The organism is Amycolatopsis sp. lyj-84 (genome assembly GCF_046549075.1).
Classification (GTDB): Bacteria; Actinomycetota; Actinomycetes; order Mycobacteriales; family Pseudonocardiaceae; genus Amycolatopsis.
Window position 1 is genome coordinate 74876 of record NZ_JAJPWO010000002.1, and the last position, 18607, is coordinate 93482.

20 protein-coding genes are annotated in these 18607 nt (G+C 69.5%); 5 read left to right on the top strand and 15 right to left on the bottom strand.

Annotated elements, in window-relative coordinates; genetic code table 11:
• Nucleotides 1–3: 3 nt before the first annotated feature.
• Genes ACLJRM_RS05725 through ACLJRM_RS05735 form a run of 3 tightly spaced genes read right to left on the bottom strand, consistent with a single transcriptional unit; the run spans nucleotide 4 to nucleotide 1802 of the window.
• On the bottom strand, nucleotides 4–765 hold the full coding sequence (locus tag ACLJRM_RS05725) for a glucose 1-dehydrogenase (protein ID WP_410662484.1): 762 nt from the start codon (nucleotides 763–765) through the stop codon (nucleotides 4–6).
• Between the two features lie 33 nt (nucleotides 766–798).
• The gene (locus ACLJRM_RS05730) at nucleotides 799–1395 is read right to left on the bottom strand and encodes a TetR/AcrR family transcriptional regulator (RefSeq protein WP_410662485.1); all 597 of its coding nucleotides are present in this window, start codon (nucleotides 1393–1395) and stop codon (nucleotides 799–801) included.
• 32 nt (nucleotides 1396–1427) lie between these two features.
• Complete coding sequence (locus tag ACLJRM_RS05735; RefSeq protein WP_410662486.1) at nucleotides 1428–1802, bottom strand: winged helix-turn-helix transcriptional regulator; 375 nt, start codon at nucleotides 1800–1802, stop codon at nucleotides 1428–1430.
• A 78-nt stretch (nucleotides 1803–1880) separates the two neighbouring features.
• On the opposite strand from ACLJRM_RS05735, the gene ACLJRM_RS05740 reads away from it, so the two are divergent.
• Nucleotides 1881–2405 carry a GNAT family N-acetyltransferase gene (locus ACLJRM_RS05740; protein WP_101606986.1) on the top strand — a complete coding sequence of 175 codons (525 nt, stop codon included), beginning with the start codon at nucleotides 1881–1883 and terminating at the stop codon, nucleotides 2403–2405.
• On the opposite strand, the gene ACLJRM_RS05745 is transcribed toward ACLJRM_RS05740, so the two are convergent.
• Entirely contained in the window at nucleotides 2402–3487 is a 1086-nt protein-coding gene (locus ACLJRM_RS05745) for a TetR/AcrR family transcriptional regulator (RefSeq protein WP_410662487.1), read from the bottom strand. The genes ACLJRM_RS05740 and ACLJRM_RS05745 overlap by 4 nt on opposite strands.
• A gap of 97 nt (nucleotides 3488–3584) precedes the next feature.
• On the opposite strand from ACLJRM_RS05745, the gene ACLJRM_RS05750 reads away from it, so the two are divergent.
• Complete coding sequence (locus ACLJRM_RS05750; protein WP_101606984.1) at nucleotides 3585–4775, top strand: cytochrome P450 family protein; 1191 nt, start codon at nucleotides 3585–3587, stop codon at nucleotides 4773–4775.
• Nucleotides 4776–4801: 26 nt separating this feature from the next.
• A complete protein-coding gene (locus ACLJRM_RS05755) occupies nucleotides 4802–5659 on the top strand; it encodes an LLM class F420-dependent oxidoreductase (protein WP_410662488.1) in 858 nt (285 codons plus the stop codon).
• Here the strand turns inward: ACLJRM_RS05755 and ACLJRM_RS05760 are convergent.
• The gene (locus tag ACLJRM_RS05760; RefSeq protein ID WP_101606982.1) at nucleotides 5640–7034 is read right to left on the bottom strand and encodes a serine/threonine-protein kinase; all 1395 of its coding nucleotides are present in this window, start codon (nucleotides 7032–7034) and stop codon (nucleotides 5640–5642) included. The genes ACLJRM_RS05755 and ACLJRM_RS05760 overlap by 20 nt on opposite strands.
• A 229-nt stretch (nucleotides 7035–7263) precedes the next feature.
• On the opposite strand from ACLJRM_RS05760, the gene ACLJRM_RS05765 reads away from it, so the two are divergent.
• A complete protein-coding gene (locus tag ACLJRM_RS05765) occupies nucleotides 7264–7956 on the top strand; it encodes an IclR family transcriptional regulator (RefSeq protein ID WP_101606981.1) in 693 nt (230 codons plus the stop codon).
• A 94-nt stretch (nucleotides 7957–8050) separates the two neighbouring features.
• Here the strand turns inward: ACLJRM_RS05765 and ACLJRM_RS05770 are convergent, their stop codons facing one another.
• The 6 genes from ACLJRM_RS05770 to ACLJRM_RS05795 all read right to left on the bottom strand — a co-directional run bounded on the left by ACLJRM_RS05770 (nucleotide 8051) and on the right by ACLJRM_RS05795 (nucleotide 13747).
• Nucleotides 8051–8620, bottom strand: a complete 570-nt coding sequence (locus ACLJRM_RS05770) for a TetR/AcrR family transcriptional regulator (protein WP_410662489.1) — start codon at nucleotides 8618–8620, stop codon at nucleotides 8051–8053.
• A 134-nt stretch (nucleotides 8621–8754) separates the two neighbouring features.
• Nucleotides 8755–10500, bottom strand: coding sequence for a 3-oxosteroid 1-dehydrogenase (kstD, locus tag ACLJRM_RS05775; protein WP_410662490.1), 1746 nt, complete (start codon nucleotides 10498–10500; stop codon nucleotides 8755–8757).
• Nucleotides 10501–10643: 143 nt separating this feature from the next.
• Nucleotides 10644–11681 carry an LLM class flavin-dependent oxidoreductase gene (locus tag ACLJRM_RS05780; protein WP_101606978.1) on the bottom strand — a complete coding sequence of 346 codons (1038 nt, stop codon included), beginning with the start codon at nucleotides 11679–11681 and terminating at the stop codon, nucleotides 10644–10646.
• Nucleotides 11681–12199: an SRPBCC family protein gene (locus ACLJRM_RS05785; RefSeq protein ID WP_410662491.1), complete on the bottom strand. Its 519-nt coding sequence runs from the start codon at nucleotides 12197–12199 to the stop codon at nucleotides 11681–11683. The genes ACLJRM_RS05780 and ACLJRM_RS05785 overlap by 1 nt, the downstream gene beginning before the upstream one ends.
• 48 nt (nucleotides 12200–12247) lie before the next feature.
• Nucleotides 12248–12763: a winged helix-turn-helix transcriptional regulator gene (locus ACLJRM_RS05790; protein ID WP_101606976.1), complete on the bottom strand. Its 516-nt coding sequence runs from the start codon at nucleotides 12761–12763 to the stop codon at nucleotides 12248–12250.
• A gap of 60 nt (nucleotides 12764–12823) precedes the next feature.
• Nucleotides 12824–13747, bottom strand: coding sequence for a tetratricopeptide repeat protein (locus tag ACLJRM_RS05795; protein WP_101606975.1), 924 nt, complete (start codon nucleotides 13745–13747; stop codon nucleotides 12824–12826).
• A gap of 538 nt (nucleotides 13748–14285) precedes the next feature.
• Here ACLJRM_RS05795 and ACLJRM_RS05800 point away from each other — a divergent pair.
• Nucleotides 14286–14699, top strand: coding sequence for an SsgA family sporulation/cell division regulator (locus ACLJRM_RS05800; protein WP_101606974.1), 414 nt, complete (start codon nucleotides 14286–14288; stop codon nucleotides 14697–14699).
• Between the two features lie 22 nt (nucleotides 14700–14721).
• Here ACLJRM_RS05800 and ACLJRM_RS05805 read toward each other — a convergent pair whose 3' ends face one another.
• The 4 genes from ACLJRM_RS05805 to ACLJRM_RS05820 form a co-directional block, all read right to left on the bottom strand.
• Complete coding sequence (locus ACLJRM_RS05805; RefSeq protein WP_101606973.1) at nucleotides 14722–16092, bottom strand: LLM class flavin-dependent oxidoreductase; 1371 nt, start codon at nucleotides 16090–16092, stop codon at nucleotides 14722–14724.
• Nucleotides 16093–16193: 101 nt separating this feature from the next.
• A complete protein-coding gene (gene fgd, locus ACLJRM_RS05810) occupies nucleotides 16194–17198 on the bottom strand; it encodes a glucose-6-phosphate dehydrogenase (coenzyme-F420) (protein WP_101606972.1) in 1005 nt (334 codons plus the stop codon).
• A gap of 355 nt (nucleotides 17199–17553) precedes the next feature.
• Nucleotides 17554–18030, bottom strand: a complete 477-nt coding sequence (locus tag ACLJRM_RS05815; protein ID WP_410598143.1) for a DIP1984 family protein — start codon at nucleotides 18028–18030, stop codon at nucleotides 17554–17556.
• Nucleotides 18031–18074: 44 nt separating this feature from the next.
• Nucleotides 18075–18602, bottom strand: a complete 528-nt coding sequence (locus ACLJRM_RS05820) for a hypothetical protein (protein WP_410662492.1) — start codon at nucleotides 18600–18602, stop codon at nucleotides 18075–18077.
• Nucleotides 18603–18607 lie beyond the last annotated feature (5 nt).

The window sequence follows — 18607 nt, forward strand, 5'->3', positions numbered from 1 at the left end:
AGATCAGGCGCTCGCGCCACCGTCGAGGACGATGTCGTGCCCCACGACGTACGCGGATTCCTCGGAGGCCAGCCACAGCACCGCCGCGGCGATCTCCTCGACCGCGCCGATCCGGCCGAGCGGGACGACCGCGCCGAGCCGTTCGGCGCGGTCGGCCTCGGTTTCACCGGGCCGGAACGACATGCCGGTGTCGGTGGCGCCGGGGCTCACCGCGTTGATCCGGATCCCCTCGGCGATGTGGTCGCGGGCGGCGGTCCGGGTCAGCACGTCCACGGCGGCCTTCGAAGCGGCGTAGGCGGCCATTCCGGGGAGGCGGATGTGCGAGCCGATGTTGGACGCCATGTTGACGATGACTCCCCCGCCGCCCTCCCGCATCTGCGCGATCTCGTGCTTCATGGACAGCCAGGTCCCCGTGAGGTTGGTCTGCACGACGGCGTCGAAGCCGTCTTCGTCGAGGTCCGCGGTCGGCGCGGGGCTGCCGAGAATGCCCGCGTTGTTGAACGCGACGTCGAGTTTCCCGTGCCGCCGCACGGTCTCGGTGACGAGACGTTCGACTTCGGTGCCGACACTCACGTCGGCGGTCACCGCGTCGGCCGCGCCGCCTTCGGCCTCGATCTCCTTCACCGTCTGGCGCAGTTTCTCGCCGTCCCGGCCCGAAACGACGACCTGAGCGCCTTCGCGCGCGAAGGCCGCCGCCGTGGCGCGGCCGATCCCGGAACCTCCCCCGGTGACCAGGACGACCTTGTCGCTGAATCGCTTCCCCACAGTACCCAACTTTCTGGTCCGATCGTTCTATTATCAGCGCTGACGAGCGGCTTCGAGGACCGCGATGGCCTGCTTCGCCGTCGCCCGGACGCGTGCCGCGTGATCCAGCCCCTTGCCCAGGACCCGCATTCCCTGCAGGACGGTGAGCAGGAACCCGGCGAGCGCTTCCGGATCGGCGCCGGGGCCGATTTCGCCCTGCGCCTTCGCCCGGCTCAACGCCATCCGCAACGCCAGTTCGAGCGCGTCCCAGCTGCGCTCGACCACGCGCGCGACCTCGGGATCCTTCGGCAGCATTTCCATCGCGGCGTTGACCACGAAACAGCCTTTGCGCCCCGATTCGTCGAGGATCTCGGCGACATAGCGCTCGATGAGCCGCCGCACGCCGTCGAGGGCGGGCCCCGGTCCGGCGAAGTCCGCGACGAACCGCTCGTTGCCCCGGGCGATGTAGCGGTTCAAGGCTGTCAGGTACAGCTGATGCTTGGTACCGAACGTCGCGTAGAGGCTGGCCTTGCCGATGCCGAGTCCGGCGACGAGATCACTGACCGAGGTGGCCTCGTACCCCTGCCGCCAGAACAGTTCCAGCGCGGCATCGCAGGCCGCGTCGACGTCGAATTCCTTCACCCGGGACACGAGAGAAGCTTAGCCACATCTGGACCGATCGGTCAAGAAAGCTGGTCGGAGTCGTAGACCGACCGGGCCTTCTCCACCTTCGGCAGGTTCTCCGCCGACCAGTCCGCGAGGGTCGCGAACAGCGGCGCCAGGCTCCGGCCCAGGTCGCTGATCTCGTACTCGACCCGGGGCGGCACCTCCGCGTGATAGGTCCGCGTGAGGAGTCCGTCGCGTTCCAGTTGCCGCAGCCGCTGGGTCAGCACCTTCGGCGTGATCGTCCCGATCCGGCGCTCGAGTTCGACGAACCGCTGCCTGCCGAATTCGTTGAGCGCCCACAGGATCGGCGTCGTCCAGCGACTGAAGACGAGGTCGACCACCGGGGCGATCGGACAGGCCTGTTCCGGGGTGGTCGAAGCGTCGGCGCGCATGGAGCCACGGTACGCGGTTTGCCGAGTTGTCATGATCGAGACACCCCATCACCCCACCTATGCGCGTAACGTTCTGTTATGGACTTGACCACCGAAAGGCTCGTCGTCCGCGAGTGGTCCGAGGACGACGCCGAAGCCGCTCTGGCGATCTACGGCACCACTGACGTGACCCGCTGGCTCACCCCGGCGATGGACCGGGTCACCGACGCCGCGGCCATGCGTTCGGTTCTGCAGGCCTGGCAGCAGGCGCAGCCCAATCTCGTGCCCCCGCGCGGAAGATGGGCGGTGCAGCGCAAGGAAGACGGCGCCGTCGTCGGCGGACTGGGCATCCATCTGCTGCCGCCGTACGAAGAGGACCTGGAGATCAGCTGGCAGCTGCATCCGGACGCCTGGGGCGAGGGCTACGCCTCCGAGGCCGCCCGTGCGCTGCTCGGCTGGGCGTTCACCCAGGACACGGACGAGTTCTTCGCCGTCGCGCGGCCGAACAACGTGCGCGCCATCGCGACCGCGAAACGGCTCGGAATGGTCTGGGTCGGGGAAACCGAGAAGTACTACGGGCTTCGCCTGCAGGTGTACCGGATCCGGCACACCGACGTCCTCTAGCGGCGATCGTCCACACGGGACACTTCGCCCGTCGTCGAGACGGCCTGCCCCGCGCCGCGCCCGTCCGCCGTGGCGACGATCCGGCCCTGCTCGACGCGGACCGCGGCCTCGGTCTCGTCGCTGACCGCGAGCACCCCTGCCGACGCGGCCAGTGTCCCGGTCACGTCGCACACCACACGCACGCCCGGCCACGCCCGCTCCGGGAAGGCCTGCCGCAGACCGCCGCACAACTCCGCGACGATCAGCCGGGTCAGCGGGACGAGTTCGTCGGGCTCGCTGGTCACGACGGCGACGGTGACGTCGCCATCGTGGGCCCGGACGGCCTCCTCGGCCGCGGAGATCCGATGGGTGCCGAGCACGACGACCACGCCGTCGGCGGGCACGAACGGTTCGGCACGGACGAGGTCCACGGCCCCGGGCGGTGACCACGGCCGATCGGCGGCCTGCGCGGCGGGCGCGATCACCGGCGGCGCCCACCAGTCGTTGAAGGCCAGCCCCGCCAGCCGTTCGCCGGCGCTCACGACGTCGAAAGGTTCGACGAGACCTGGATCGGCGGCCGCCAGCTGGCCTGCCCCGTGCAGCACGGTCAGCACGGTCTCCGCGAGCCGGACACGACGTGGGACCGGCGCGCCCTCCGGGCGTTCCGGCGGGTCGAGCCGCTCCAGCGCGAGCCCGAGCAACAGCCCGTTGAGCTTGACCAGCTGCGCGAACGGGCGCCGGATCCGCTCGTCCGCGAGTACCTCCGGCATCAGGTCGCGCGCGAGGCCCGCCTGGTCCTCACCCAGGGGAAACGCCGCCATTCTCGCCCTGGCCAGCGCCCCCAGCGCGTCCTGGAGCGTCTCGCCCGGCACGGCGTGCGGCGCTCCGGCGGAGTGTTCCGCAAGCTCGGCGAGGACGGCGAAGTACAGCGCGCGTTTCCCGGGGAAGTTCGAGTAGACGGCGCCGCGGGTGAGCTCCGCCCGTTCGGCGATGACGTCGATCTTGGCGTCGCGGAAGCCCTGCTCCGCGAACTCGTCGCGCGCGGCGGCCAGCACCTTCGCGCGATTGCGCTCCTGCGTCTCCGCCCTGCTCAGCCGGACCATCACTCCCCCGTCGTTGCCTGCGGACCCGGATCAAGATACCTTGGGCATTCAGATGATGAGAACATCTGAATTGAACATCCGAACTGGGAGAGCCCTCTTGTCCGACGTTCCCGAGATCCACCTGACCGACCCTGAGGTCCTGCGCGATCCGTTCACCGCGTACAGCCCGGTCCGCGAGCGCTCCCCGATCGCCAAGCTCGTCGCGCCGGGGCTCGAAATGTGGGCGATCCTGCGCCACGAAGAGGCGCGGAAGATGCTGAGCGACCCGCGCTTCGCGCTGAGCCCGGCCAGCTACCAGCGAATGGAGATCCCCGAGCACTGCCGTCCGTACATGCGGAGCATGCAGGAGGTCGAAGGCCCGGAACACGTCCGGCTCCGGCGCCTCGTGGCCCCCGCGTTCACCCCGCGCAAGGCCGCCGCGCTCCGTCCGGGGATCGAGCGGCTCGTGGACGACCTCCTCGACAGCCTCGCCGGAGAAGAGCGGATCGACCTGGTCACGGCCTTCGCGCGCCCGCTTCCGGTCGACGTGATCTGCGCCTTGGTCGGCATCGCCGAAGCGGACCGCCCACGCTGGCGCGAGTACGGGACGATGGTCGCGGCGGGCGACGGCCCGGGACTCTCGAAGGCGGTCCCGGCGATCGTCGAGGACTCGCTCGCCGCCATCGAGAAACGGAAGCTCGAGCCCGCCGAGGACGTCGTCTCGCAACTTCTTCAGATCCAGGCCGAAGACGGCGACAGGCTCAGCGAAACCGAACTGGTCGCCCTGGTCTGGCAACTGGTCCTGGGCGGTCAGGTGCCCGGCAACCTCATCGCCAACGCCGTCGAGATCCTGCTCTCCCACCCCGCGCAGCTGGCCGAGCTCCGCGAAGACCCGGCTCTCATGCCCGGCGCGGTCGAGGAACTGATGCGCTGGTGCAGCCCGCAACTCCTGACGGTCCCCCGCATCACCACCACGGACGTCCGGATCGGCGACGTCGCGATCCCCGAAGGAGCACCGGTCACCGTCGCGATCGCCGCGGTGAACCGGGATCCGAGGGCGTTCCCCGAACCGGACGTCTTCGACATCCGGCGCGCGGCGGGGCCCGCCTGGCACCTGGCGTTCGCGCACGGACCGCATTTCTGTCTCGGCGCCTCGCTGGCCAGGGTCCAGACCGAAGTCGCGCTCACCGCGCTACTGCGCCGTTTTCCCGATCTGGCGCTCGCCGACGGCCTGCTGCGGATCCCGGATCCGGGCACCTGGCGGTTGAACGCACTGCCGGTCACGCTGCATGCAACGGTTGCAAACTGAAACACGTTCTAATAATGTGACCGGCTGTGAGACACGGGATAGTGCTGTTCACCAGTGACCGGGGCATCACTCCGGCGGCCGCCGCCCAGGCTGCGGAGGCCGCGGGCTTCGACGCCTTCCACGTGCCCGAACACACGCACATCCCGGTCAAACGGGAGGCCCCGCATCCGCGCACCGGCGATGCGTCGCTGCCCGACGATCGCTACCTGCGCACGCTGGACCCGTGGGTCGCGCTGGCCACGGCGGCGTCGGTGACCACGCGGATCCGGCTCGCGACGGCGGTCGCCCTCCCGGTCGAGAGCGATCCGATCACGCTGGCGAAGACGATCGCCAGCCTCGATCACCTCTCGGCCGGGCGGGTCACCCTCGGCGTCGGCTTCGGCTGGAACGTCGACGAACTGGCCGATCACGGCGTCCCCGGCGGCAAGCGGCGGACGGTCCTGCGCGAGTACCTGGAGGCGATGCGCGCGCTCTGGACGGACGACGAAGCCTCGTACGCGGGTGAGTTCGTCTCGTTCGGCGCGAGCTGGGCGTGGCCGAAACCGGCGCAAGCCCACATCCCGGTGATCGTCGGCGCGGGCGGGACGGAGAAGACGTTCCGCTGGATCGCGAGGTCCGCCGACGGCTGGCTCACCACCCCGGGCGACACGGACATCGAGGACAAGGCGCGGCGCCTGCGCGAGATCTGGCGCGAAGAGGGCCGCTCCGGCGAGCCGGAGATTTCGGCGCTCGGCGTCCGCCCGGATCCGGAGAACCTGGCCAAACTGGAGGCGGCCGGGGTCACCGAGACGATCTTCGGCCTCCCGGACCGGTCCCCCGAGGAGGTCGAAGCCTGGCTTCAGCGCCTCGCCGGGAAGCTCGGCCTCAGCGCTGGGAATCGATGAGGTAGCGCCCGTCCTGCTGCACCATGACGAAGGTCGCTTTCTCCGTCATGGTCCCGCCCGCGGCCCTGGTGTAGGTGAGCGTCACCGACACCGTGTTCCCGGATTCGACGACGTTCGACACCGCCACCCCGCGGTAGTCCTTCCAGAAGTTCGAGTAGCGCTCGAAGCTCTGGTTCTTGGTGCGCTTGAAGTTGTCGGTCAGCGTCGCGAACCCGGCCTGGAGATTCCCCGGGATGAGCGAGTAGTACGCCGAAAGCGCCTGGCCGGGCGTCTGCGCCGGAGGCGGCGGAGCCGAAGACGACGTGGCCGGGGGCGGTGACGACGACGGAGGCGCCGAAGAGGACGGCGGCGGTTCGGCGGCGGTCGACGGCGGCGGGGTGACGGCCTGCGACTGCGAGGCCGGCGGCGGTGCCGCGTCCGTCGGGGTGTCCTCGCCGCGCGTGAGCACGACGACCACGGCCGCGGCGATGGCGGCGAGCACCAGGAACCCGGCGAGTACGCCGATCAGCATGCCCTTGCGCGCCTTCGGTGGCGGCTCCTCGGCGACGAGCGTCGTCGGATCCCCCGCCGCCAGGGCCCGCAGCTCCCGCTCGGTCTCGGTCATCGTCGGCCTGCTGTCCGGCCGGACGTCGAGGAGACGGGTCAGCAGCGGCGTCAGGATGCCGGACTTGACCGGCGGGGTGATCTCCCCGCTCGACGCGCGGTACAGCAACGCGATCGGGTTCTCCGCCGTGCCGTAGGGCGTGCCGCCTTCGAGCGCGGTGTACAGCGTCGCGCCGAGCGAGAACACGTCGGAAGCGGAAGTGGCGTCCTCACCTCGGGCGACCTCGGGCGCCAGGAACGCCGGCGTCCCGGAGATTTCGCCGGTCGCGGTGAGCTGGACGTCGCCCATCGCCCGCGAGATCCCGAAGTCGGTGATCTTGACGGTGTCGTCCTCGCCGAGCAGGACGTTGCCGGGCTTGATGTCGCGGTGCACGATGCCCGCCCGGTGCGCGGCCGCCAGCGCCGAGCACAACTGGATGGCGAGGCGGATGACGTCGTCGACCTCCATCGGCCCTTCGCGCAGTTTGTCCGCGAGGCTGATCGAGGGGAGGTACTCCATGATGATCCACGGGCGGTCCTGCTCGTCGATCACGCCGAAGACGGTGATGGCGTGCGGATGCACCAGCCGGGCGGCGATCCTGGCCTCGCGCAGCGCGCGGTTCTTGGCCTCGTCCGCCTTCTGCTCCCCTTGTCCGTGCGGCAGAAGGAGTTCCTTGACCGCGACCGTGCGCTCCAGGTTGTCGTCGCGCGCCCGCCACACGGTGCCCATCGAGCCACCACCGACGGGCTCGATGAGATCGAACCGGTCGGCGAGGCGGCGGATCTCCTCCATTATCGACGTCCCCCTGGAGCTGTGGTGTTCGCGCGAACCTTGCCAGCATGCCAGGAACGCGCCGGGACGCAGGACCCGGCACGGTCGTTTCCGTCGCGGTGTCGGTCACGTCGGGGGCTGGGCCGTTCAGCGGAACCCCACCCCATCGGCTGCCCGAAAGTTCGTATCCCGGACGGCTGGGGACGCACTTTACTTCTTCGGTGTGGCCTGATCTCGAGAAAGGGCGGCGATGCGAGAACCCCTTGGCGGACGCGGAGTGCTCGAAGGCGCCTTCGCCTTGCTCGAAGCGCTCAACGAGCACGGCGGGCAGGCCGGGCTGACCCAGCTCGTGCGGGCCACCGGGCTCCCGAAGACCACCGTGCACCGGCTCCTCGAACAGCTGGCCGACCTCGGCGCGGTCGAGCGTGCGGACCGCAACTACCGGATCGGCTCGCGGGTGTTCCGGCTCGGCCGGTTCTGGCAGCCCGAACTGCGGGACCTGGCCAAGGAGTGGCTGCCGGTGCTTTCGGCGCGGATGCGCGTCAGCCTCGTGCTCGTGGTCCCGCGGGAGGGCCGCGCACTGGTCGCGGCGGGCGCCGTCCTGCCCTCCGACGACGTCCCCGTGTGGCCGGGCAGCCCGCTGCCACCCGGGACCGCCGCCGGACGGCTCCTCGCCGCCCATCACGCCGCACTCGCGGAACCGGACGCCGACGCGCTGGAGATCCGGTCGGCCGGGTACGCGGCCGAATCGGAGACCATCACGGCCGGGCTCGGCTGCGCCGCCGTCGGCATCAGGACTCCGGACGGCCGGGTCGGCGCGGCACTCGCCGCCGTCCTGCCCGCCCGGCGCGACCCGCTTTCGGCGGTCGCCGGACTGGCGCGCACCGCGCGTTCCTTCAGCGCCGCGCTCGCCGAGTACTCGCAACCGAACCGGGCCGGGTGAGGTGGTCGTGCCCTGTCCACCCGAAGTACGTGATGGCCCCCTTCCTTGCGTCTAGCGCAGTGAAGGGGTCCTTCCTGTACTTGGGGAAGGTCGTCTACGGACGCGCGTCCGCGGTCCCGACCGCGCCGCCGCTCAGCAACGCGAGACTGCGCTCGGCCTCCGCGACGGCGGAGCCGCGCTCGACGTGACCGTCGATCACGAGCGTGGCCAGCCCGTGGAGCAAGCACCACAGGGTGACGGCGAAGCCGCCCGGATCGCTCCGCTCCCCCACTCGCCCGGCCAGCACCGCGCACGTCTCCCGGTGCGCCTCGGCGAGTTCCGGATGCGCGGCGCGGTCGCCGATCCCGGCCCCCGCCATCAACCGGTACAACGCGGGATTCTCCAGCGCGAAGGCGAGGTAGGAATGTCCGAGCGCGGTCACCGTCCCGGCGCCGCAGCCCCGCAAAGCGGCCTGCAATTCGGTGTGCCCCTCCAGCGCGACGGCCACCAGCAGCGCGTCCTTGTCGCGGAAATGGCGGTACGGCGCCGCGGTGGAAGCGCCCACCTTCGCGACCGCGCCGCGCAGGCTCACCCCCTCGGGACCCCGCTCGACGAGCACCTCACGCGCGGCCATGACGAGCGCACGACGAAGGTCCCCATGGTGATAGGAACGTTTGACGACCATGGCGGACCCCCCAGCCCTTGATGCCACGCGAACGTCTCACCTTAGCGGAGGGGGAGCCGAAGGACGCCATACCCGCATCTGACGCGACGAAGGGGCCCTTCACCGCGTGACATGCGGCGAAGGGCCCCTTCAGCTCACGGGTGATCGGCGAGATCGTTCGCCGCGACGTACCCGAACGTCATCGCCGGGCCGATCGTCGACCCGGCTCCCGCATAGCTGGGGCCCATCACCGCCGCGCTGGCGTTCCCGGCGGCGTACAGGCCGGAGATGACCGAACCGTCCGCCCGCAGGACCCGCGCCCGCGCGTCGGTGCGCATCCCGCCCTTGGTGCCGAGGTCGCCCGGGACGATCTTGAACGCGTAGAACGGCGGTTCCCAGAGCGGGGCGAGGCACGAGTTCGGCAGGACATAGGGATCGGTGTAGTAGTGGTCGTAGGCGCTGGCGCCCCGCCGGAAGTCACTGTCCACACCGGACAGTGCCTGTCCGTTGAACCGGTTCACCGTGGCGCGCAACGCCTTCGACGGAACACCGATCGCGCTGCCGAGCGCCTCCACGGTCCACGCCTTCTTGACCGCGCCCGCCGAGTACCACTCGTCGGGAAGCGGCAGCAGCGGCGCGACGTCGCGGAAGAGATACCGGTTGCGGTAATGCTGGTCGACGACCAGCCACGCCGGGATGGTCGGCGAAGTCGGGTTCCGGTCGTACATCGTGTGCACGACGTCGCTGTACGGCGCCGCTTCGTTGACGAACCGTTTGCCCGCCGCGTCCACCATCAGCCCGCCGGGCAGGGTCCGCTCGGCGAGGCAGAAGTACGGCTCGCCGGGCAGCGGGATCGCCGGGCCCCACCAGGCGTCGTCCATCAGGTCCAGTGCCGCGCCTGCCCGCTTTCCGGCCAGGATCCCGTCTCCGGTGTTCGACCGGGCGCCGACCGTCCACTGTGTACCGATCGGCTGGCGCTGGTACACCGCCCGCATGGCGGCATTGTGCTCGAACCCGCCGGAGCCGACGATGACACCGCGCCGGGCCTTGACGACGCCACCCGCGACGGTCACTCCGGTGACCTTCCCGTTCTCGATGACGAGATCGGTCAACGGCGTGTTCAGCAAGACCGGCACACCGGCGCGCTGCAGCCCGGCCCGCAGTCCCGCGGCCAGTGATTGGCCCATGGTGAGCGGTTTCTGCCCGGCGAGCGCGGCGGCGGTGCCGCGGGCGAGGCAGGCGGCGGCCACCGCGGCACCCTTCGGATTGACCGCGGCCAGCGCGAGCCATTTGTAGTCGGCGCTGAAGACGACCATTCCCGCGGGCGTGGCGAGATAAGGCGGGTTCAGGTTGGCCAGTTCGGCGCCGAGGACGTTCCCGTCGAGCTGGTCCGGTTCGATCGAGCGGCCGTCCGGCATCCCGCCGGGCAGTTCCGGGTAGTAGTCGCTGTAGCCCTCCATCCACCGGAACCGCAGCGGGCTGTTGGCCATCACGAACGAGAGCATCGCCGGGCCGTTGGCGAGGAACGCCTGCTGCCGCGAGGCGGGGATCGACGGGCCGACCACGGCGGCCAGGTACCGCGCGGCCTGGTCCGGGGTGTCACGGACGCCGGCCGCGGCCAGCACCGAATTGCACGGAATCCAGATCCCCGCCCCCGAGCGGGCCGCCGAACCGCCGAACTTCGCCGCCTTCTCCAGTACGACGCAGCTGAGCCCGCGTTTGGCCGCCGTCAGCGCGGCGGTCATCCCCGCCGCGCCCGCGCCGACCACGACGACGTCGTACTCGCCGATCACCGCGGCGCTCGCCGTGGCCGTCCCGGCGAACGGCAGGCCCGAAGCGAGCGCGAGCCCGGCGCTGCCGCGCAGAACCTGGCGCCGGGAAAGTCGGGGGTCGGGCTTCATGGGGCCTCCTCGCGTGGCGATCGAGCGAGGTCATGTTCTCCAGCCGGAGGCAAAAGTGAAACAAGTTCTACCCGCTTGGAGCAGGCGCGGCCGCCCGCACTCGGCCGGTCACCTCAACCGGCGCGGGCATTCGGGCCAACTCCTCACCCCAGGGCGCGGACCAGGTCCAGCGCGCGGCCGAGGGTGGTGAGCCGGTCGGCGACCGTCTCCCCCGCCGGGTACAGCCGGACCGTGTCGACCCCGGCGTCACGCCAGACGCGCAGCCGCTCCGCCACCATCGGTTCGGTGCCGATCAGCGTCGTGCCGAGCACCATCTCGTCGGTCACCAGCGCGGCGGCGCCTTCGCGGTCGCCCGACTGCCAGCGCTCGCGCACCGCCGCCGCGACCTCGGCCCAGCCCTGCCTGCTGTAGGCGTTGTTGTAGAAGTTCGTTTTCGCCGAACCCATCCCGCCGAGACTGAACGCCAGTTCGGCCTTGCGGCCCGCGACCATCCCCCGCAACTCGTCCTCGTCGCGGGCGAAGGCGACCTCGGCGCCTTGGCAGACCTCCAGGTCCGCCCGCGTCCGGCCCGCCTTCGCGAGACCTGCGTCGAGATGTGAGAAGTAGGCCTGAGCCCCTTCCGGGACGAAACTGGTGCCCAGCCAGCCGTCCGCGATCTCACCGGTCAGCTCCAGCAACTTCGGCGAGAGCGTGGCCAAGTGGATCGGGATGTCCGGATTCGGCGTCGTCGACAGCCGCATCGGCCTGGTCTCACCCGGCAGCGGGATCTCGAACTCCTTGCCGGAGTGCGAGATCTTCTCCCCCGCGAACGCCTGACGGATGATCGCGACCGTCTCCCGCATCCGCGTCAGCGGCCGGGCGAACGAAACGCCGTGGAGGCCCTCGATCACCTGCGGCCCCGAGGCGCCGAGCCCGAGGGCGAACCGGCCGTCGGACAGCATCGAGAGGGTCAGCGCGGCCTGCGCGATCGCGACCGGGCTCCGCGTGCCGAGCTGGATGATCCCGGAGCCGAGCCGGATCCGCTCGGTCCGCGCGGCGAGATACCCGAGCACCGACGGAGCGTCCGAACCCCACGCTTCGGCGACCCAGCAGTCGTCGAGACCGAGCTTCTCCGCCTCCAGCACGAAATCCAGCGTCTCCCGCCAGCCGCGCGAGGCCTCGACCGTGGTCGCCGTCCGCATCACGCGCGCGCCGCCTCGGCCCGCTCCTTGATCGCGGCGAGGGTCCCGGTCATCGCGTTCTCGAATTCACGCAGCCGGACGAAGACGATCTTCTCCTCCTTGTCCGGCATCTGGTCGATGGCCAGTGACAGGCCGGACCGCCCCGGCCCCAGCTGCATCCACTGCCGGAGCTTCGTACCGCCGTTCTCGGCCTCCAGCGTGAAGCGCCACAACGCCGTCGGCGTCTCGGGGTCGTGCACCGCCCACGTGAACACGCGCGGCTCGTCGCATTCGACGACGTGCGACGTCGTCTCCCATTCGCCGAGCGCGTCGTGCCTGCTGCGGCCGACGAACCGCCTGCCGACCGCGGCGTCACCGTCCTCGCCGTCGCACCAGTCGACCGACTGGAGTTCCCCGCTCATCTCCGGCATCAGCCGGACGTCGGAGACGATCGACCAGACCCGCTCCGGGTCGGCGTCGACCCAGGCCTCGACCTCGACCGTCGGCCTGTCGGCGTACTTGGCGCCCGTCCACTCCATCGTGGTCGCCCTCCCGTGCTCGTGACCTCGATAGTTGCGTAGATGGACTTACCTTGTCAAACCCTCCTGCGCGGCGAAGCGGCGCACCACGTCGGGGCGGTTCGCGAGCTTCGGCGGGTAGCCGGACCCGAGCCGTGCCCGCGTGTTCTCGGCGGTGAGCGGCCCGGCACAGTGCGCGCAGACGACCTCCGCGTGCGTGTCGTGCCCGCAGGTGTCGTGGTGGAGGGTGATCGGCGGCCCGCTTTCCTCGGCGAGCCAGCGGTCGCCCCAGCGCGACATCGCGGCGAGGACGCCGTAGAAATCCGCGCCCTTCTCGGTCAGCACGTAGTCGTAACGGACCGGGTCGGTCTGGTAGGCCCGCTTCTCCAGCAACCCCTCGCCGACCAGGCGGCGCAGCCGGTCGGCGAGGGTGTTCCGCGCGATGCCGAGTTCCTGCTGAAACTCGTCGAACCTGCGGATCCCGTAGAACGCCTCCCGCAGGACCAGCGGCGTCCACCAGTCGCCGAGCAGGTCCATGGTGCGCGCGATCGAGCACGGCCACTGCGCGAACGAAGTCCGTTTCATGTCCGCGAGCCTACGCCCGGTGAAATTGATCCGGTCATTCCTCCACCTATTCCCCGGCGCTCAGGCGCTGGCGCGAAATGTTGCGATCCGGTCAAGAAGATCCCGCGCATTGATATCGCCGACCCGCTTCCGCACGCATTCCGACAGCGGCCGTAAACGGTCCCGCGTCCGCGCGGAACGGATTCCGCCGGCGATCTCCATCGCGGACAGGCCGACCTCGGCCGCGCGATCGAGGTCGCCTTCCAAGGCGTGGTCGACGGCGAGCCAGATCATCGTCAGCGACCGGCTGCGGACCATGTCCGGGCCGTAGCCCTCGATGGCCTCGGTGAGCGCGGGGATGGCCTCCCGGCTGTGGCGGACGTCGACGAGCCTGGCGAGTTCGGTGCGCACGGTGCCGATCATCGCGGCCAGGTCGTTGGCCGCGAAGAAGGCGGACCACGACGGGACGGTGTCCCCGAGGGAATTGGCGAACTGTTCCGGGGCAAGGGAAAGCTTGTCCAGCGCCTGGCGGACGTCACCGAGGAGCGCGTAGGCCCATGCCTCGTTCGCCGAAAGGATCGCCTGCGAAAGCGGCCTTCCCGCCCTGCGTGCGGCGAGCTGCCCCTTACCGAACTGTTCGAGCGCCTCAGCCGGCGAGCGGTGATGCAGGTACATCCGGCCGAGCCGGTAGTGGATGTTGGCGGTGAGGTCGTCGTTGCCCGCTTCCGCCGCCAGTTCGAGCGCACGGCGGAAGTGCCGCTCCGCCCTGATCGGGCGGCCGGAGTCGAATTCCGTCCAGCCCTGCAGGTTGTGCAGATCCGCGACCACGCCCGCCAGGCGCCGGGCCTGCGTCTCGGACATCATTCCCCGTCGCAGAGCGGCTCCGTAGGGCTCCAGCACCCGCAGCAGTTCCCGGCAGGACCCGCCGCCTTCCCGATAGTCGCGCGCCCGGAGTGCGGCGATGACGCCCTCCAGCCGATCGATGTCGGCCCGCCCGACACGCATCGGGAGCCGGTCAATCACGGCGGCGCCCCTGGACGCGCGGCACCGCCGGTTCGGTACCGGCGCCGGACGGGGCCGGCACTCGTCCCGGAACGGCTCGCCGCCGCGGCCCGTAAACCGCGTCACGCCGCACCGGCTCTTCTCTTGGAATGGCGACGGTGATTCGTACGCCCATTGTCAGTCCCCTCCCGATCCGCAACGATCCAATTCGCCGAGGTCCAGGACGGATCCACGCCGGTCTCCGAGAAATACTTGAACGACGCAGGATGATGTTAACCGCGAGAATTACCGATTCACTCCGCCGAATGGTTGGCTATTTTCATTCACCGGAATATGCACGTGCGGAATCTCTTTCTTTTGCACGAATGATCACATTTCCCGCTTGCTCACCGCACGTGCACGGCCGGAACCGTCCGTGAGCACGTGAGACACAGCTCTCAGCCGAACGTGTGAAAGTTGTCGACTCGGGTCACGAAAAGGCTTCACATTGCGTTATCAATAGCTGAAGATCAACAGCAACCGAACGTAAGGGGCTGAAGCGTTGGACAAGGAAAACGACCTCATCCGGGGGACGATCGTCTTCGGCCTGCGCACTTTCGGTGCGGACCCCCTCCCCGTCAACGCCGACCTCGAGTACGACCCCGAAGATCCCTACGCCGTCGTGGTGGCCTACCACTCGGGCGGCGGGACGGTCCGCTGGATGTTCGGCCGTGACCTGCTCGCGGACGGCCTCCTCACTCCATCGGGTGAGGGCGACGTGATCATCAGCCCGGCCGACGACACCTCGATCGTGATCTTCGCCCTCAGCGCACCCGACGGCTGCGCGGTCCTCGAAGCGCAGGCGCAGGAACTGGCCGAGTTCCTCGACCGCACCTACGACGTCGTGCCCGCCGGTTCCGAGCCGGAGTGGTTCGACTTCGACCAGGAGATCGGCAAGCTCGTCACCGAGTCCTGAGGCCCGGACCGCAACCAGAGGACTAAACCCGCCGGTACCGGGCGCCAGGGTGGTCGTCACGCAGCCGCACCTGGCCCGGTTCGTAGATGCTCTCCCGCAGGGTGTCGCCCTCGTAGTCCTCCCACACCAGCCCTCGCCGCCGCAGTTCAGGCACCACGAGGTCGATGAAGTCGGCGAAGGTGCCCGGCGTGGTCGCGTAGGCGACGTTGAAGCCGTCGACGTCGGCCTCGTCGATCCACCGCTCGAGTTCGTCGGCCACGGTCGCGGGCGAGCCGACGATCACCGGGCCGAGTCCGCCGATGCCGAGGAACTTCCCGATCTCCTCCGGCGTCCAGGTCCGCGTCGGATCGGCCTTGGAGAAGTTCTCCACCACCGACTGGATCGCCTCGCTGTGCACGTGTTCGAGGATTTCGGTCGGCGAATAGCCGGAAAGGTCGATGCCGGTCCAGCCGCCGAACAGGGTGAGCGCCCCTTCGTAACTCGCCCGGCCGAGGTAGTCGCGGAACTTCTCCTGCGCGGCCTCGTCGGTCTCGGCGACGATCGGGGTCACCAGCGCGAAGAACTTGACGCTCTCCGGATCCCGGCCGAAGTCCGCGGCCTGACGGCGGACGTCGGCCACGTTCCGGCCGACGACGTCGGTCGAATGGCCCATGATGAACACCGCTTCGGCGTGTTTGGCGGCGAAGGAGCGCCCCTTGGTCGACGTCCCGGCCTGATAGAGCACCGGTGTCCGCTGTGGCGACGGCTCGGCGAGGAACACGCCGGGAACCGAGTAGTACTCCCCCTTGTGTTCGATGGGGTGGACCTTGTCCGGATCGGCGTACCGGCCGGTGGACTTGTCCGCGAGCACGGCGTCGTCCTCCCAGGAGGACTCCCACAGTTTGTAGGTGACCTCGAGGAACTCCTCGCCGATGTCGTACCGGTTGTCGTGGGTGATCTGCTGGTCGAGGCCGAGGTTCACCGCCGCGCTGTCCAAATAGGACGTCACGATGTTCCAGGCGACCCGGCCCTTGGTCAGGTGGTCGAGAGTGGTGAACTTGCGCGCCAGGGCATACGGCTGTTCGTAGGTGAGGGAAACCGTGACGCCGAACCCGAGGTGCTTCGTGACCGCGGCCATCGCCGAAACCGACAGCAGCGGATCGTTCACCGGGACCTGCGTGCCCGTGCCCACCGCGGGATCCCGCGAATCGCGGTAGACGTCGTAGACGCCGAGGACGTCGGCGAGGAAAAGGCCGTCGAATTTACCGCGCTCCAGCAGTTTCGCCAGTTCGGTCCAGTATTCGAGATCCTTGTACCGATGGGCCTGATCGTCGGGATGGGTCCACACGCCGGGGGCGAGATGGCCCGTGACGGCCATGTCGAAAGCGTTGAGACGAATTCGTTTCGCGGGCATGGACGAAAGGAAACCCAGCGGCGGCCGGACCGGTCAACGAGGTCTCACCAGCCGGGAGCCGGGTGGCGGCACCGCCCGCGCGATGCCGCCACCCGAGCCGGTCAGCCGAGTTCGCGGAGACCCGGGACGACCTGCTCGGAGAACGAGCGCAGGAAACGCTCCTGGTCGTGGCCGGGGCCGTGGAAGACGAGGTGGTTGAAGCCCGCTTCGACGTACGGCTTGATCTGCTCGACGGCGTCGGCCGGGTCGGAGGTGACGATCCAGCGCTTCGCGACCTGCTCGATCGGCAGCGCGTCCGCGGCCTTCTCCATTTCGGACGGGTCCTCGATGCCCGCCTTCTGCTCCGGCGTCAGCGAGAGCGGCGCCCAGAACCGGGTGTTCTCCAGCGCCTGCGCCGGATCCGGGTCGTAGGACAGCTTGATCTCGATCATCTTGTCGATGTCGCCGGTGCTCCGGCCGACCTGCTCCGCGCCTTCCGCGACCGCGGGCAGCAGCTTGTCGGTGTAGAGGTCCATCCCCTTGCCGCTCGTGCAGATGAAACCGTCGCCCTGCTTGCCGACGTACTTCGCCATCACCGGACCGCCCGCCGCGATGTAGATCGGCACGCCGCCCTCGGGTCGGTCGTACACGGTGGCGTCGGTGGTCTGGTAGTACTCGCCCTCGAACGTGACGCGCTCTTCGGACCACAGTTTGCGCATCAGCTCGATCGCCTCGCGCAGCCGCGCGAACCGCTCTTTGAACGCGGGCCACTCGATCCGCGCGACCGCGACCTCGTTGAGCGCCTCGCCGCTGCCGACCCCGAGCAGTACCCGGCCGGGGTACAGGCTGCCGAGGGTGCCGAACGCCTGCGCCACCACGGCCGGGTTGTAGCGGAAGGTCGCCGTCAGCACGCTGGTACCGAGAACCACCCGCTCGGTGCGCTCGCCGACAGCCGCCATCCACGCGAACGAGAACGGCGCGTGCCCGCCCTGGTGCCGCCAGGGCTGGAAATGGTCGCTGACCATCACGCTGTCCAGCCCGACCTGCTCGGCGAGCACGGAGTACTCGACGAGGTCGCGCGGGCCGAACTGCTCGGCCGACGCCTTGTAACCGATCTTCAGTGCCATCCGGGGTCACCACCTGGGCTCTTGGGTTGTTCCGCTTTTCACCTTGGCACAGAGTCGATCGGGTCCGCCCATGGATCGGCTTCGCCGCTGTGTCGGGAACGCCACTCGGGCAACGGGAATGCGGTGCCGAGCACCTCGTCCGGACGTGGAAAGGCCCCGTGCCCACCCTCGCCTTCCGGGACCGGCACGTGGTGATGAACTGTGCCGTTTGCGCCGTCACCTGTGCGCCGTGCTGGGCTGAGTTGTGATCGGGGAGTCGAACCCCACGCTGCCCGCCACGTACCAGGAGGTGAGCCGGTGTACCGCCGGCTCTCGGCTTGTGCCCGCTTCCCGGAGGGCTACCTGCTTTCCACGTTCAGTCCAGGAGGTCGGTCTCCCAGTTGGTGCGCTGGATCTCGACGTCGACCACCCGGATCTCGCCGGCGACCCGGTCCGCGCGGGACCGCAGCTCCGCGACCGGAAGCGCGGAGAGATACCGGAGTTCCGAGCGGAGCTGACGGCCGTAGCCGCCTTGGTTGCGGCCGGCCGCGGCGTCGGCGGCCGCGGTGAGGACGCCGTGCCTGAGCCGGAGGACGTCGCGGTGCGCGATCGCGTCGGTGATCGTGCCTTCCCCGAGCGGAGTCGCGGCGTTGGTCCGGTTGATCCGCTGGATCAGCGATTCCAGGTCGCCCAGCGCGGTTTCGACGTCGACGAGGAGCGCGGACGCGTCCTCCGCCGGTTCCTCGCCCTCTTGGTGGCGCGCGTTGTCGACGATCCGGGAGCGCAGCGCCTCCACCTTCTTCGTCGCGTCGGCGCGCAGAGCGAGCGCTTCGGCCAGTTTGATCCGGGACATGCCGGGAAGTATCACGAAGATCGACGGCCGGGGCATCCGGTTTTTCAGCCCGCCAGGGAATGCTTCCGGTAGTCCTCACCGGGCTCGGTGTACTCGAGCCCGTTCTCGTCCATGGCGTTGAAGACGGTGAACCGCCCGCCCGGGAACACGAAGCCGAGCGCCACCATGCTCCCGGCCACACCCTTGTACAGGGATTCGAGCAGTTCGACGTCCTGGAGCACCTGACCCTCCAAAGCGGACAGTTCGGGGTAGATGTCCTGCCGCCACCGGAGCGGACTCGGTTCGGCCGGATCGCCCCAGTTCCATTCCGCCTTGCCGAACGGGTCGATCGTGTTCCAGGTGAGGGAAACCTCGTCGAACTTCCAGTGCGTGATCTCGAGCCGTTCGTCCCCGAAGTCCAGCACGACCGGCGCGTCCTGGAGCCATTCGCCGTATTCGACGTACCAGGTCAGGTGGACGTGCTGGAGCCGCTTGCCCACCAGTGCGCGCAACCGGTCCCCGTGTGCCCTCCGGATCTCCTTGAGTCCGGAGAGCCACACGGGTTCGTAACCCTCGATGTCGAAGAAAGCCATCCGGC

Excerpts from the sequence above, each read along its gene's own strand:
- ACLJRM_RS05735 (WP_410662486.1), bottom strand. The coding sequence starts at position 1,802 with ATGCGCGCCGACGCTTCGACCACCCCGGAACAGGCCTGTCCGATCGCC.
- ACLJRM_RS05740 (WP_101606986.1), top strand. The coding sequence starts at position 1,881 with ATGGACTTGACCACCGAAAGGCTCGTCGTCCGCGAGTGGTCCGAGGAC.
- ACLJRM_RS05745 (WP_410662487.1), bottom strand. The coding sequence starts at position 3,487 with ATGGTCCGGCTGAGCAGGGCGGAGACGCAGGAGCGCAATCGCGCGAAG.
- ACLJRM_RS05760 (WP_101606982.1), bottom strand. The coding sequence starts at position 7,034 with ATGGAGGAGATCCGCCGCCTCGCCGACCGGTTCGATCTCATCGAGCCC.
- ACLJRM_RS05765 (WP_101606981.1), top strand. The coding sequence starts at position 7,264 with ATGCGAGAACCCCTTGGCGGACGCGGAGTGCTCGAAGGCGCCTTCGCC.
- ACLJRM_RS05770 (WP_410662489.1), bottom strand. The coding sequence starts at position 8,620 with ATGGTCGTCAAACGTTCCTATCACCATGGGGACCTTCGTCGTGCGCTC.
- kstD (WP_410662490.1), bottom strand. The coding sequence starts at position 10,500 with ATGAAGCCCGACCCCCGACTTTCCCGGCGCCAGGTTCTGCGCGGCAGC.
- ACLJRM_RS05780 (WP_101606978.1), bottom strand. The coding sequence starts at position 11,681 with ATGCGGACGGCGACCACGGTCGAGGCCTCGCGCGGCTGGCGGGAGACG.
- ACLJRM_RS05785 (WP_410662491.1), bottom strand. The coding sequence starts at position 12,199 with ATGGAGTGGACGGGCGCCAAGTACGCCGACAGGCCGACGGTCGAGGTC.
- ACLJRM_RS05790 (WP_101606976.1), bottom strand. The coding sequence starts at position 12,763 with ATGAAACGGACTTCGTTCGCGCAGTGGCCGTGCTCGATCGCGCGCACC.
- ACLJRM_RS05795 (WP_101606975.1), bottom strand. The coding sequence starts at position 13,747 with ATGCGTGTCGGGCGGGCCGACATCGATCGGCTGGAGGGCGTCATCGCC.
- ACLJRM_RS05805 (WP_101606973.1), bottom strand. The coding sequence starts at position 16,092 with ATGCCCGCGAAACGAATTCGTCTCAACGCTTTCGACATGGCCGTCACG.
- fgd (WP_101606972.1), bottom strand. The coding sequence starts at position 17,198 with ATGGCACTGAAGATCGGTTACAAGGCGTCGGCCGAGCAGTTCGGCCCG.
- ACLJRM_RS05815 (WP_410598143.1), bottom strand. The coding sequence starts at position 18,030 with ATGTCCCGGATCAAACTGGCCGAAGCGCTCGCTCTGCGCGCCGACGCG.
- ACLJRM_RS05820 (WP_410662492.1), bottom strand. The coding sequence starts at position 18,602 with ATGGCTTTCTTCGACATCGAGGGTTACGAACCCGTGTGGCTCTCCGGA.